The 14272-nt window shown below is 52.2% G+C and carries 14 protein-coding genes; 1 reads left to right on the top strand and 13 read right to left on the bottom strand.

What is annotated here, in order from left to right:
- Window positions 1–12: 12 nt before the first annotated feature.
- From SE15_RS14595 to SE15_RS04830, 11 genes are all read right to left on the bottom strand, one after another.
- Window positions 13–1794 (bottom strand): heme o synthase, encoded by a 1782-nt coding sequence (locus tag SE15_RS14595; RefSeq protein ID WP_201778053.1) that lies wholly within the window; start codon window positions 1792–1794, stop codon window positions 13–15.
- Window positions 1791–2582 (bottom strand): SURF1 family protein, encoded by a 792-nt coding sequence (locus SE15_RS04875; protein WP_054520968.1) that lies wholly within the window; start codon window positions 2580–2582, stop codon window positions 1791–1793. The genes SE15_RS14595 and SE15_RS04875 overlap by 4 nt, the downstream gene beginning before the upstream one ends.
- A 7-nt stretch (window positions 2583–2589) precedes the next feature.
- Complete coding sequence (locus SE15_RS04870) at window positions 2590–3105, bottom strand: hypothetical protein (RefSeq protein ID WP_152965534.1); 516 nt, start codon at window positions 3103–3105, stop codon at window positions 2590–2592.
- Window positions 3102–3710: an SCO family protein gene (locus tag SE15_RS04865; protein ID WP_236689996.1), complete on the bottom strand. Its 609-nt coding sequence runs from the start codon at window positions 3708–3710 to the stop codon at window positions 3102–3104. The genes SE15_RS04870 and SE15_RS04865 overlap by 4 nt, the downstream gene beginning before the upstream one ends.
- 8 nt (window positions 3711–3718) lie before the next feature.
- Window positions 3719–4288 (bottom strand): cytochrome c oxidase subunit 3, encoded by a 570-nt coding sequence (locus tag SE15_RS04860; protein WP_054520965.1) that lies wholly within the window; start codon window positions 4286–4288, stop codon window positions 3719–3721.
- Window positions 4288–4497, bottom strand: a complete 210-nt coding sequence (locus SE15_RS04855; RefSeq protein ID WP_160316665.1) for a cytochrome C oxidase subunit IV family protein — start codon at window positions 4495–4497, stop codon at window positions 4288–4290. Before SE15_RS04855 ends, SE15_RS04860 begins: the two co-directional genes overlap by 1 nt.
- A gap of 23 nt (window positions 4498–4520) precedes the next feature.
- Window positions 4521–6371, bottom strand: coding sequence for a cytochrome c oxidase subunit I (locus SE15_RS04850; protein WP_054520963.1), 1851 nt, complete (start codon window positions 6369–6371; stop codon window positions 4521–4523).
- A 26-nt stretch (window positions 6372–6397) separates the two neighbouring features.
- Complete coding sequence (coxB, locus tag SE15_RS04845) at window positions 6398–7825, bottom strand: cytochrome c oxidase subunit II (protein WP_083461702.1); 1428 nt, start codon at window positions 7823–7825, stop codon at window positions 6398–6400.
- A gap of 166 nt (window positions 7826–7991) precedes the next feature.
- The gene (locus SE15_RS04840; protein ID WP_054520961.1) at window positions 7992–8648 is read right to left on the bottom strand and encodes a response regulator; all 657 of its coding nucleotides are present in this window, start codon (window positions 8646–8648) and stop codon (window positions 7992–7994) included.
- Complete coding sequence (locus SE15_RS04835; RefSeq protein ID WP_160316664.1) at window positions 8645–10402, bottom strand: sensor histidine kinase; 1758 nt, start codon at window positions 10400–10402, stop codon at window positions 8645–8647. Before SE15_RS04835 ends, SE15_RS04840 begins: the two co-directional genes overlap by 4 nt.
- A gap of 166 nt (window positions 10403–10568) precedes the next feature.
- Window positions 10569–10997 carry a c-type cytochrome gene (locus tag SE15_RS04830; protein ID WP_054520959.1) on the bottom strand — a complete coding sequence of 143 codons (429 nt, stop codon included), beginning with the start codon at window positions 10995–10997 and terminating at the stop codon, window positions 10569–10571.
- 227 nt (window positions 10998–11224) lie between these two features.
- Between SE15_RS04830 and SE15_RS04825 the strand changes: the two genes are divergently transcribed.
- Window positions 11225–11701 carry an RrF2 family transcriptional regulator gene (locus SE15_RS04825; RefSeq protein WP_054520958.1) on the top strand — a complete coding sequence of 159 codons (477 nt, stop codon included), beginning with the start codon at window positions 11225–11227 and terminating at the stop codon, window positions 11699–11701.
- Window positions 11702–11798: 97 nt separating this feature from the next.
- Here the strand turns inward: SE15_RS04825 and bcp are convergent, their stop codons facing one another.
- Both bcp and SE15_RS04815 read right to left on the bottom strand, forming a co-directional pair.
- Window positions 11799–12260 (bottom strand): thioredoxin-dependent thiol peroxidase, encoded by a 462-nt coding sequence (gene bcp, locus SE15_RS04820; protein WP_054520957.1) that lies wholly within the window; start codon window positions 12258–12260, stop codon window positions 11799–11801.
- Between the two features lie 39 nt (window positions 12261–12299).
- The gene (locus SE15_RS04815; RefSeq protein WP_054520956.1) at window positions 12300–14270 is read right to left on the bottom strand and encodes a molybdopterin biosynthesis protein; all 1971 of its coding nucleotides are present in this window, start codon (window positions 14268–14270) and stop codon (window positions 12300–12302) included.
- Window positions 14271–14272: the final 2 nt, after the last annotated feature.

Here is a 14272-nt window from a genome sequence, read left to right as displayed (position 1 = left end):
CCCTCTCATCAATCAGATTAGGACATCTACCACCAGCGCTAGAAAGACCAGCGCAAGGTACATGCTGGAGATGCGATACATCTGATAGGCCGGGCGATGACCAGGGAGGTGCAGCACCCGCCAGGCTGCATATATCAACCATGCCCCTAGAAGTATGGCCGTGACCAGGAAAAAACGGCCGGTCAGATTGAAAAGCGGCATCAGTAACGTCAGTGCAACCAATTCCAGGGTGTATATAAAAATCTGCCAACGGGTCGCCTTTTCCCCTCGTACCACTGGCAACATCGGGATGCCAGCACGAGCGTAATCTTTCTGCCTCACCAGCGCCAGAGCCCAGAAATGGGGGGGTGTCCAGAAGAAAATGATGGCGAAAAGAAACAGAGCCGGCACCTGTAGGTCATTCGTGACGGCCGCCCAACCCACCAAAGGCGGAATCGCCCCCGCACCTCCCCCAATCACAATATTCTGCGTCGTAGCGGGTTTGAGCCATAGACTATAAATTCCTACGTAGTAGATCATTCCGGCCAGTGCAAGCAACGCGCTGAGCAAATTGACCTTGCCAGCCAGAAGGAAGAAGGCAACCAGACACGCCGCCACCCCGTAAGCCAGACCTTGAGCCGGGGTCAGAATGCCAGAAGGAATAGGGCGCCTGGCAGTCCGCTGCATACGACGATCTACGTCACGGTCAATGTATTGGTTAATGGCACTGGCTCCCCCAGCCGCCAGGGCACCTCCCAGAAGCGTCCAGAAGGTCAAGAGCAAGTCGGGCATCCCTTTGGCCGCCAGCACCATCCCAGTGTAAGTTGTGACCAGAAGAAGTGCCACAATCACCGGTTTGTTCAAAAGGAAGTAGGCCCTAAGCCGCACGCGCAAAGGCGTTGTATCAGAGCCCTTTTCAGCGGATCGCGGAGAACGCGTCCACAACCCATAGACCAGGGCAATCAGCACCCCCCACAGGGCTACAATGTTAAGAGCGTGCAATGCTACCATGTCGGCAGGATATCCCCGTCCAACCATCCATCCTCCGACGCCAATTTGCCCTATAAATAGCACACCAACAGCCGTGGCCAGAGGCAAAATCAGCGGATCGGCATCATAGTCTCGCCAAACTCTTATGATCAAATACATCATCCCCACCAGAACCAGCAGGCTTATCAGCCGATGAATCAGCGTGCTCCACCCCCAGTTGCCAAGCACCAGGGAGCCACCACACAACGGCCATCCACCACAGGCCCGGCTTCCCTCATCCAACCCATTAGCGAAACCGCTTACCATAAGCACAAATGTTAGCCCCACAACCCCTAACCCCAGCAAAGCCAGGCGCTTATTCGACCCGGTGCTCCCACCGATAGGGTTCTGAAAGGCAGACAGGGTAGAGAGAGCGCTTAATCCCAGGGCGGTCATAGCCGCTAATCCCAACCCCAAGTGCAACAGCCTCGGTGGCATCCAGGCCGATTTGTGAAGAACGACTCCTACTAGACCTTGAAGAGCCAGCATTAAGATGCCGCTAATTAACCCCCAGCGTTCAAACGAGGACAAACCCTGCCGCCCAACCGAGAGTCGCCAACCGCCCCAACCGATTACCAGACCAGCCGCTAGCCATGAAAGAATGGGGTGCGCTAGGGCCACCCATGGCAGCCAAGTTGCAGGTTGGCCAAGAATAAACGTGCAACTCAAGTGGGAAACACACGCTTGTCCGACTTCAGTAAAACGGGCAACATACCCGCTGTAAACCGCCAGCACCAGAAAACCAAAGACCATCCCATAAATCCAATGCCCAATCTGTTTTTTCATCCTTCTTCCTCGTCCTCCTGATTCCTCTCACGGGCTTGCTTAGCGCTGTTATGTAACTGTCGCCGGATAAAAAGCGGATACCCCAATCCGAATATCGCGGCGAAGGTAAACCATTGAATGGCATAACCCAAATGCGGCCCTTCACTAATTTCCACCTCTGGTAAGGTGCGGTAGGGTAAGCCCTGCCAGGCAGGGTCAGGGGCTTGCTGAATATAAACCGGCAGCAGGGGCAATCGGGTTTGCTGCTGAATGCGTGTAATGTTGACCACATTCCACGCCTCCAGATGCGATTGACCAGGTGCTAAAGTTGGATCCGGTACACCTCCAAAATCTGGACGCTCTTGACTGCGGCGAATGACTCCTCTGACCAATACCACCCCTCTCTCCTGATATGCCAAACGCGCTGGAAGCTGGGCTTCCTCATACGGTAGCCACCCGCGATCCACAAGCACTGCCCAGGAGGTTCCCTGTATTTGCAGTGGCGTCAATAAATGAAATCCGAGCCGCCCCTCCCAAACCTGATTGCGCAACAAAACCTCATCTGCGTGGTCATATTCTCCGATCACGAGAACTTCACGATATTCCATGTCTGGCAATTGGGCGATGGGCAATGGTTCTTCGTTGAGATTTAAAGGGGGCAGAGATTGAGCCGTCAACACTCGCTCATTAAAAGCCCGCCGCTGCGCTAACCGATCCAACTGCCAGAATCCCAATCGGATCATGATAACCACACCAAGCACAACCAGAAAGGTGGTTAAACCCCAGCGAAGAAATCCACGCGTTTTCATACGTGCTCTATGTCATAGGTGATTGAGAAGCCGGGTTTTCCGGCAGAGGTACCGCCACCAGCGAATAAACCCACAACAGCATCCAGGTAGGGATCAAGACTGCCAAAATACCCTGAAAACGATCTATCGGGCGGATGCGCGAACGCACATCTATCCCCAAAATTTGTGAAGATTGAAACGAGCAAGCCATACTATATGCGCTTGGACGGTCCAGGTTAAGGGAGGCGGCGCTTCCCGGAGGAATCCAGAGGGGGCCAAGTTGGTGACTGACATTATCCTCATTACGCACAACCAAAACATCCCCTTCGGTAAAAACCATGGGAGGAAGGACCGGCCCCGCCCCACCTTTCGCAATTTGGGCCGCCGTACCCGGTGGAATGACAATCTCTATGGTGCGGGGGGCGTTTTCGCTTTCGCCACGCAGCAACCAATACGCTCCCTCCCCCACCAGAACGCCCACCAAGAGCCCAATCAGAAACGTAACCGCCAGGCGCATAAGCGCCGCTTTGGCTGTCGCACTCATGGCCGAATGTCCCGTAAAACCAACCGCAAGTCATTCACCAGGTCGTCAACCGGGGTGCCAAAGGCATAGGTCAGGCGTAAATTCCCCTGTGCGTCTATCAGATAAACTCGTGCGGAATGATCCACGAGGTAATCCTTTCCACGGCTCTCCTCATCACGCACAAGCCGATAAACTCCATATGCCTGCCAGATAGGTTGAAGTTCTGTTTCATCTCCTGAGAGACCAACAAAGCCGGGATTAAAGGCGGATGCATAAAATTGAGCGCGCTGTGGGGTATCACGGCGGGGGTCAACGGAGATAAAAACCACCCGAATATTCTTGCTCTGTCTGCCGAGCCGCTTCAGGGCGGCGTTGAGATCAGCCAACGTTGTAGGACACACATCCGGACAATAGGTATAGCCAAAGAAAAGCAGGACGATCTTGCCCCGTTGGGCACTCAGGGTAAAGAGGGTACCATCGGCCTGAGCAAGGGAAAAATCGGGTGCGGGAAGAGGCGGATCCAGCAACGAACCACGGAATTGAGTTCGCGACGGGAAGAGCAACCCGCTCAAGAGCAACACCCCCGCCAAAATTCCGGTCCCGATCAACAACCCATACTGCCGCATGCCCACAGTTAAAGCACTCCTATCAGGTAGAGAGCAGGGTAGAAGAAAATCCAAACCACATCTACAAAGTGCCAATAATTCGCACAGGCTTCCACTGCCCAATGGCGCTCAGGAGAATAATGTCCCTTGAGGCCATTGCGAAAAACGATGAAGAGGAAAATCACACCTGTCAAAACATGGAACGCATGCATACCGGTCATCATATAGAAGACAGCGCCTTCGGCCCCATCTCCAGGACCAAAAGGTGCAAGACGCCACTCAAATCCAATCACACCCACCAGGAAGGCAATCCCCAAAAGCATAGTTATGAGCGTACTAGTCAAAAAACCGCGCCGATTTCCAGCGGCGATCATTGCCTCCGCCCGGTTCATGAAGAAACTGCTGGTTAGCAGCACCGAGGTTACGATTAGCCCCAATGCCTGGTCCAGTTCGGGCCGGCGCCCACCTAGAAGGTAGAAGCGCGTAATCAGCAGAGCCCCAAACATAAAGGCATCCGAGACGATAAACAACCACAAGCCAATGCGATTTGTAGCAACACGTTGCCGGTAGGCTTCCAGACTTAATTCATGAGCGCTCATCAATGCTCCTCCCGTGATCGAAAGACACGCATCAGGTGCATGTAAAACTGAATTACAACCGCGGCTTTGAGCAATGCAATGGCCCACAAGATAACGGCAGGTCCTTCATGAGTGCCGACGTAATATTCCAGGACCGTCAAGACCGCCAAAAAGATGAACACATAAACGCCCCGCCGTATTTCAGATGTGGATTTTTTTACAGATTGCATCTCATTTTCCTCCGCTCTTGACATCAATCATCTCCCGCAGGTTGGGTCAGCGGCTCCACGTAACGCGATCCCTTCAAGCCGTAATCATAGGGCTCCCCCACCACCCGGAAGGGTTGAGGATAGTTATGCATGGGGGCCGGGGAAGGCAGCAATTGCCATTCTGGCGAGCGCGATTGCCAGATATTACCCACCGCAACCTCCCCACGACGCAAACTCATTATCAGATTGATGAAGAAAATCAGCACTGATAACCCAATGAGAAAGCCAGCGATGGTGATGATTAGATGGGCCGTATCAAATCCCTGGGCAGGATCATAATCGGCAATACGGCGGCGCATCCCCATCATCCCTACCCACATCTGCCCAAAGGTCATTACCAAGAACGAAGGGGTCATGAGCCAGAAATGTAGCCGCCCCAAAGTTTCATTTAACCTCCGACCGCTAACCTTGGGAAACCAGTAATAGATGGCCGCGAAGAGGGGAAAGATATAGCCGCCGAACATCGTATCGTGAAAGTGACCTACCACGAAATACGTATCGTGTAGATGGAGATCGGTAGCGACCACACCATTGGGAGGACCACTGAGACCGCCCATGAGAAACACCACAATTGCACCCAAGACAAAAAGCATCGGTACAGGGGTACGAATGCGTCCTTGCCACAAGGTTGCCACCCAACTGAAGAATTTGATCCCAGTGGGAACAGCCACTAGCAAGGTGCTATACATGAAAGGCACACGCAGGTATTCTTCCATGCCCGAGGTAAACATATGATGTCCCCACACCAGAAAGCCCACCAGCGCAATTCCCAACGACGACATAGCAACCCAGCGATAGCCGAACAAAGGCTTGCGCACAAAAACGGGCAACAATTCACTAATTACACCCAAACCGGGCAGCACAAAGATGTATACAGCAGGGTGTGAATAAAACCAGAAGAGGTGTTGGAAAAGAATGGGATTTCCACCCTTAGCCGGATCAAAGAAACCCATGCCAAACAGGCGCTCAAACATTACCATCTGGAAGGAAAGGCCGATCAATTGGGTTGCCGTAAGGGCAATAATGGACGTTGCCAGAGTAGCCCAGGCAAAAATGGGCATGCGAAACAACGACATTCCAGGAGCACGCAATCGAATGATCGTAGTAATCAGGTTGAGGGCTCCCAGAATGGACGACCATCCGTTAAAAAACACCCCCACAAAAAACATCTGCATGCCCAATGGAGCACGAATGCTCAACGGCGGGTAAGCCGTCCACCCGGTATCAAATCCACCCACAAAAAGAGCGCTTAATAGCGTAATCGAAGCGGGAACGGCAATCCAAAACGAGAAAGCGTTAAGGCGTGGGAAGGCCATATCCCTGGCTCCGATCAACAGCGGTACCAGGAAATTCGCCATAGCAGCAAACCCCAACAGGATTGAGATGATCAGCACCATCCCGTGCATCCCGATCAGGGTATTGAAAAAGTTCAAAGAGAGGAACTGCATTCCCGAGCGGGCCAATTCAACACGAAAAATCAGCGCAAAGCTCCCACCAAGGGCTAGCAACAGCAGAGATAACACACCGTATTGAACCCCAATCACTTTATGATCCAGGCTGTAGCTCAGATAGCGCCGCCAGCCCGGCTCTTCTTCAATCTCTTCGATATCAGGAGTCTCGCGCCCAAGCGCCCACGCATACCAATCTTTAAAGGCGCCCAAAGCCACCATGAATCCCAAAACCCCACCAAACGCCCCTGCTACCCAGGCAGGTTCGGTCTTCCAGGGCAAACCCATAACAGCACGCACGGCACTCAATAGACCCATCCCGATCAGAAAACCCAAAATCTGCCCGACAAGGCCGCGCACCAAACCAATTGACCATAAACGTTTCATTGCACCCTCCACACAACGGGTTGAAATCAGCGGAGCGTCTTGATGTACTCAATAATGTCGTTGATCTGCTGGTCCGAGAGCAACGCCTGGTAATTTGCTGGCATCACATTAGCCGGATAGCCTTTGACCACCTGAGCATTCGGGTTAACAATGGCCGTTCTCAAGTACTCCTCATCCACGACAACCCGACTGCCGTCCGCCAGTTCGTGATCTGTTAGGCCATACAGGCCTTTCCAGGTTGGCCCCACGCCCGGGGAACCATCCACCGAGTGGCAGGAAAGACAGCCATTGGTTTGAGCCCACTTTGCACCCCGTGTAGCAGGATCCGCCCCAATGGCCTGAAGTTGCTCACTAATCCAGGTTTCAAAATCGGCCTGAGATACCACTACAACTGGGCTCTCCATATAGGCGTGGGAAGTACCACACAACTCCGCACAGCGCACCTTGAATTGACCCACCATGGTTGGCGTAACCCGTAATTCACGCTCAAGGTTCTCACCCGGAAGAGCATCTTGCTTCACACGAAACTCAGGCACCCAAAATGAGTGAATCACATCCAGGGAGGTTAAGCGTAAATGAGCCTGGCGATTTACCGGTAAATACAACGTATCTGATGTAATTCCATACTGGGGGTACTCAAATCGCCAGAACCATTGCCCTGCCACCACTTTGACTTCAACTGCCTGGGGGTCCACCCGCCGCGTTTCAGCCAATGCAAGCGACCCCAGATAGGAAAGATAGATGACAATCCCAATGGGAATGATCGTCCATACCACCTCGAGCCCGGTGGAGCCCTTGATATAGGCTCCCTCTTCGCTTTCATCCTTGGCACGTTGACGAAAGACTATCAGGCTGTATCCCATAAAAACCACGATCAGGGAGAAGAAAAATGCAATCAGCATAAACTGAAGGCTGAATAGCCGATCAATGGGCTGGGCTTGAACACTTGCCTGAAGAGGAAGAATTTGAATGGTGTTCAAGAGATAATTGGTGGCTAAGGTCAATACAACCACTATAGAGCCTGCAATAGCAAAGTGCTTCATAGAGAATGACTGCTCCTTTCCTGAGGATGGGGATTGGAAGCCCGAGGGTTCTGATAGCGAAAGCCAATCTTCTGCCTGAGAGGGGGTAAGGACGCGGCGATCATAAACGACTACTGAACCGCTTTCCTGAAGAGAGACCAACATTACCTGCATAGCACGATTGCCACTAACAAAGAGGTCCATGAACCGCTTACGATCCAGAGAGCGGTCATCGTAGTCCAGAATGACAAGATCGGGTAACCAGGATTCAAGAAGCGCCAGCGTCTCTTCCATTGTTCCGACCACTCGAATTTCGAACCGCCGCCCCTGCCATTGTTGGCGAATTAACCGTTCCAAGCCGCGCCCGAACAATGGGTTGGCCGAAGCAATCAACACCCTACGCACCCCATCCAATTGTTGGAAACCCATCATGATTCCAAACCTTTCAGGTGCCTTTACACGATTTTATAGACTGCCCTATATAAAATACACAATTTACCCCTATATTGTCGAGATTAGACGGGTATTAAAAAGGGGTTAAAAATATCCCCCTGGAAGGGGGATATTGGTATCACACCGGACTTCTTTTAGAGATGATTTAAGAGTCTCGACGGCGAATCAACCCCAAAGCAATTGCCTTGCTCACCGCTTCAGTGCGGTTAGAAGCTTCCAGTTTTTCCAGAATATGGCGGACGTGGGTTTTTACCGTGTTATCAGAAATATACAATTTTGCCGCAATCTGCCCGGTAGTCTTTCCATCCGCCAAACATTCGAGCACCTCTAATTCCCGATCACTGAGGAGTTGCCGATTTGCCATTTCGGACTGGTAGGCCAAAGCACGCAACACCGGCGCTGTAACTTCTGGGGAAAGAGCTCCTTCGCCCTGATAAACTCGCAGAATGGCTTTGCGAAGTTCCTCAGGCTCTACGTTTTTGAGGAGGTAACCATCCGCGCCACTCCGAATGGCTTGCATGAGGTCTGCCTCCTGCTGTGAGACCGTCAGCATCAACACCCTGGGGGAAGAAATCCATTTACGTAGCGCTTCCAGCGTTTGCAGTCCATCCATGGAAGGCATGTTTATATCCAGCAACACCACATCAGGGGCTGTGCGACGCACTACATCCAAGGCCTCCTGACCGTTGGAGGCCTCACCAACAACCTGTATTTCGGGCATATCTCGAAGCAACTCGATTAAGCCGCGCCGAAACAGTGCATGATCATCCACAACCACAACTCGTACGACACGTGTACTCATACCAGCGACTCCTCAATCCGAAATGGTACCTGTAAACGGATAATCGTGCCTTGATAAGGCCGGCTGATGACCTGGAATTCGGCCCCAATCAACTCAGCGCGTTCGCGCATTCCTCGCAATCCGTGTTGAGAGAATTGCGGCACATCCTCAGGAGAAAAACCAACTCCATTATCGCCAATTTCCAAAACCCAGTCTCGATTCCAGGAACTCAGTGAAATCCACGCCCTGGAAGCATGAGCGTGTTTACGAATGTTATTTAAGGCTTCTTGGATAATACGTAGAATCTGAGCCTGTACCTCCAGAGGAAGATCAGGAGCCTTCTCAGGGAGAATACATTCGATCTGCAAGTCTGCACCTTCTGCCACATTGGCTGCCACCTGGCGAATCCAGGCATTCATATCCTCCTGCGGGCTAAAACGTAAGTTATCCATTACCTGGCGTGTCTCCAAATAAATCTCGGAGAGCGCTTGATAGTGTTGATGAAGCAAAGTTTCTAAGCGCGCGTGCTTCTCCTGATTAAGCAGCTGGATCATCTGCGCCGCGTTCAATTTCAGATAAGCCAGCGTTTGGGCCAGGCCATCGTGAATTTCACGCGCCAGACGCAGCCGCTCTTGCATGACTGCTCGATAAGCCAGATCAAAATTCATCTGCTCAGTTTCAATCACATATACCAGAGCATCCAGTAACAAACCCAGCCTTTCAAGTGCAGCCTCCCCCTGCAAAGAAGAGTCCGGTCCATAAAGCATCAGCACTCCCAAATCCCCACTTTGGGAGGATACAAGGCGAAACACCCAGCCTTGTGTACCATCGGGTTCGAGAGGGATGTACTGAGGCCGCTCGGGCCAGGCTTGAGCGGCTCTGAGGACCCGGCTCCAAACCTCTCGAGCGCCTTCAGGCTCAGTCAATGGGAAATGTCCCACGGTGAGAAAAGTGGGCAACATCCTGATTTCGTTTTTAGGGAGGTATAGCGCTGCGCCTTCACACCCCGAAACCCGCATTAACCGCCATACGAGGGGTCTAAGTGTGCTGTCCAGGTCAGGGTGTCTTACACGACTCCCTAATACTTGGGAGTAGATAGCGGTTTCCCGTCCCTTCAGACGGTACAGCTCCAATCCCACCAGTATAACCGAGAAGAAGTTCTCTAATGCATGCCGAATTTCTTCCCCAAGCCTAAAATCAGGCTGCGTTGAAAAGAAGTTTACAACAACAACCGTACGGCCACGGTACTTTAGGGGAAGACACTCTACCACTTTTGCCTCTGATATACCACCCTGGAAAAGAGAACATCCCTGACCTACGACCGCCCGATAAACCTGACATTGTTTACAGGAAAGACGAACCTTGGGCTGAGCCAAACTCTTCTCCCAACCCTCGCTGGCCACCATCGTTTCCTCGCCAGCCGCATAAACTCGTAAAGGTTGGTTCCATTCATCTAAAGGGATAAAAGTGGCACCGCTAGCCCCACTAAAGGCGACGGCCTTCTCAAGAGCCTTACGAATCAGCCCTTCCTCATCGTTCGTATCAAGAAGATCCGAGAGATCTTGCCAAAGAACATTATCACCAATGCCTTCAAGAGCTACGTCTTTAGCCCCCTCCACTGATTCCCACACCTCTTTTTCACGTTTTCGAGGCCACCTTCCCCATACTCCCAATACACATAGACCTATCCCCCCAATCAACCAGGCAACAGCCATGCCGCTTCCGTTAGCCAGACCAGCCACCCCTAAACCGGAAAGGAAAACTCCAACTAACAAAAGGGCATTTTGCAATCTTTTGCAAAATCGGACAATTGATGTCCTTATTACTTGATTTGCCATGCCTTTATTTTAACCCGAATGCTAGCTTTAAGTTGACTTTCTATACAAACTTAGCCCGGCATGCGCGCATGCCGGGCTACATTCCTGGATCAAAGGGAGGGGCCTACTTGAAGGTCTTAATGTAAGTGACAACTTGCCAAATTTCGTCCTCGGTCAATATCCCTTTCTGAGCCGGCATCGAAGAATTGAAAGGTGCCATGGCACCACCTTCAGAAATGCGCCAGAAGATATAATCGTCTTTCGCTACCTTGACCAGTTCGACCAGATTGCCGGGATGTGGGTCCAACGCTTGCCCCGCCGGCCCATCTCCAAGACCTCTCTCACCGTGGCAGGAAGCACAGCGCTGGTCATAAATGGTTTTACCGGCTGCTACCACATTGGCATCGCTCGTAGTATAGGGGTTCGTCTTCCCGGCATATTCGGGCGGGGGTGTAGGGCGCGTTTCTTTAGCCTCCCCTCCGCCACCACCACACGCGGATAGAGCAAACACACCGAGCACCAACACAATCCACAGAATTCCCAGTTTTTTCATACGTCCTCCTTTGGACAAATGAACAAATTCACGTACATTCACCTTGATTATATCCCGTCTCTAAATGAGAGAGAGATGAGAACCGGGTGAATTTTGAATCAACCTTCATCATGATTAAGAGTTTCCTCATCAGAGAAATGTGAATTCATCACTATACAAAATGGATAAAACATACTATTTTGATAAAGAATCCTGCAAAATTAAAACCTTACATTAGAGGATTAGACATGCTAAAAATTAGCCGACGCTTCGATTATGGGTTACAAATTATGCTGGCATTGGCAAAGACGGGTGATCATCCCATTGCAACGGCAGTCCTCTCTCGCAATCTGGATATTCCCCTACCTTTCATGCACCAAATTGCGCACACGCTGATGCAAAAGGGTTTGATCAAAACAATTCCCGGACCACGCGGTGGCATTCGCCTGAATCGCTCTCCAGATTCCATCAATTTGCGCGAAATTATGGAAGCCCTAGAAGGGCCAATCCACCTCTCCCCATGTCTGGAAAGCGCCAACGCTTGCCCTCATCGCGAGACCTGTGTCTATCTGCCCGTGTGGGCTAGTCTTCAAGATGCCATCAACAGGGCTCTGCAGAGTCTAACCCTCGAAAAACTGGCAAGCCAAGGACCTCAGCAAATCCTGCGCGAGATGCACGCCTGGCGTTCACAACTGGAAATTTGTCAGCCAGAGGCAGCCGGTTAAGCCAGCATTGTCACGAACTCCCATACTCTCACAGAGACACGGGAGAGTCTGTGAGTGAGGCGACTTTCAAAAGAAGGTTAGCCTCCCTGCATAAAATTTATGAGCGCAATGCGGCTAAAACCTCAGCACTGTGACCTTCTGGTTTGACGTTGGGGAACACCTTTTTGATGATCCCATTTTCATCAATCAAGAAGGTAGTGCGTAGAACGCCTTCATACTCACGCCCCATAAATTTTTTCTTGCCCCATACGCCATACAGTTTGCAAACCTGGTGATCCTCATCGGAAAGCAAGGTGAAAGGGAGGTTATATTTCTCTTTAAATCGCGCATGGGAAGCAGGTGAATCGGGACTCACTCCCAAAATCACCACCCCGGAATCTGCATATACCTGATAATCATCGCGAAAAGAACAGGCTTCTTTCGTGCATCCTGGGGTGTCATCCTTGGGGTAAAAATATAACACCACAGGTTTGCCCCTAAATTCACTGAGGGAGCGGGGTAGCCCGGTTTCATCCGGTAAGGTAAAATCGGGAGCGGGCATATTTGCTTCAAGGGCCATCTCATACCTCCAACATATAGAATTTACTTAAAAATCTTATCAGCACCCCTGGACAACGATCCCCATTTGTCCAACGTCATAACCTGGTAACTGAGCCACAGCCTGGCGAAAACGTGGCTCGTGCATTAAATCAAAAACGGGTTTAATGCGCTCATCTTCAAGATATTTGCAGGGAATGATCAGGTCATAGGCCTCCTGGAAAAGCGGGACAAAATCCAGTCCCAGTGCCTTAGCAGCGGCCGTCACCCCCAAACCGCAATCCGCGCGTCCCGAAGCCACTGCCGCGGCCACAGCCAGGTGGGTATACTCCTCCTGTTGGTAGCCCCGAATGGCTTCGGAGTTGATCCCTAAACGGCCGAGATGGTAATCCAGTAGAACACGCGTACCAGCCCCGCGTTGGCGATTGACGAACATCACATCTGAACGCACCAGGTCCTCCAGGCCCTTAATGCCTTTGGGGTTTCCAGGCCGCACAATTAACCCTTGCTCGCGTCCCACCCACCGCACGATCATGACCGCTTCATTGGGCAAATATTGCCGCACATAACGCAGGTTATAAACCCCCGTTTCCGGATCCAGCAAATGTGAACCAGCAAGATGAGCCTCGCCCCTTCGCAAAGCGATCAACCCACCCAGGCTTCCCACATTTGCCGACACCAGGCGCAGCCCCCGCTCTGCTAAAAACTGCGCCAGGAGATCCAATGACATATCATGTGAACCGATTGCGAAGATGGTGCGATTCAACACACGGCTGGAGGTGTACAGTCGTACACGCACCTTTTCCCCTGCTTCGATTCCTTGAATTCCCGAGGGTATCACCAGGATACCATCCGCACGTACCAGCGAGGTGATCACTCCCGCACCACGAGCCAATGGTGCTGCCACCGTCCGGCCTCCGACTTCCCCAATGACGACGCGCACATAATCTTCATCTCCGGCTGGGGAAGTGATTTTACGAGTGAGGACAGCCTCAACTTCTTCAGGTTGAGTAGCAGGTCGTCCGGTCCAAAGGGCTATTAAGGGTTCGACAAAGATTTCCCCGGTAAGCGCTGCGGAAACCGGATAACCCGGAACTCCCAAAATGGGCACTTTGGCCCCGGCTGATTCGCCAGGACGTCCGATCATACCAAAGATAACCGGATGCCCGGGCCGAACAGCCACACCATGAAAGATTAATTCTCCCAAGCGCTCGATTACACGAGCAGAATAATCCTCTGAACCAGCCGAGGAGCCCGCATTCAGGAGAATCAGATCACTCTCCTGCGCCGCTTCGCGAACACGTTCCAGGATTAAGTTCTCGTCATCAGGAGTGATGGGATAACGAATCGGTTCACCCCCCCATGATGCCACTTGTGCAGCCAATACCAGTGAGTTGAATTCGATGATATCCCCGGGTTTAACCGGCGTTCCAATTGGCACCAATTCATCCCCCGTCGGGAGAATGGCAACACGAGGCTTGCGCGTTACGGCTATATCGGTATATCCGCATGCTGCGATGGCTCCCAGATCCACCGGGCGCAAGACATGACCTGCTGGGAGAACGAGTTGAGTCGCCACGATATCCTCCCCCATTGGGCGAACATGGGTCCATGGGGGTAAGGCCGCTCTCAATCGAATCATATAAGGATGGCGCGGGTCATCCGCAGGCCGCCCGTTTTGATCCAGCGCCTCTACATTCTCAATGGGCACCACCGCGTTAGCCCATTCCGGCAATACATCCCCCGTATCCACATAGGCAGCATGGGAGCCAACCAACAAAGTCACCGGAGCCGTCGGCATGGCCCCATCTGTATCTTCGGCTCGAAGAGCGAACCCATCCATGGCTGCGGAGTGGTAGTGGGGTGAAGAGAGACGGGCCCATACCGGCTCGGCAGTCACTCGCCCCACCAGAGCCTCGCTTAGGGGTAAGGTTTCTATTCCCAACACCTGCCACAAGCCGGCTTCCTGGAGTGCCTCGCGAATGCGGCGTTGCGCCTCCGTCATAGGGATATCATGCAGGTACACCGACATCG

The sequence above is a fragment of the Thermanaerothrix daxensis genome, from assembly GCF_001306145.1.
Taxonomy (GTDB): domain Bacteria; phylum Chloroflexota; class Anaerolineae; order Anaerolineales; family Anaerolineaceae; genus Thermanaerothrix; species Thermanaerothrix daxensis.
Note: the sequence above shows the minus strand (reverse complement) of the source record. Positions and strands in the feature narration are given on the sequence as shown.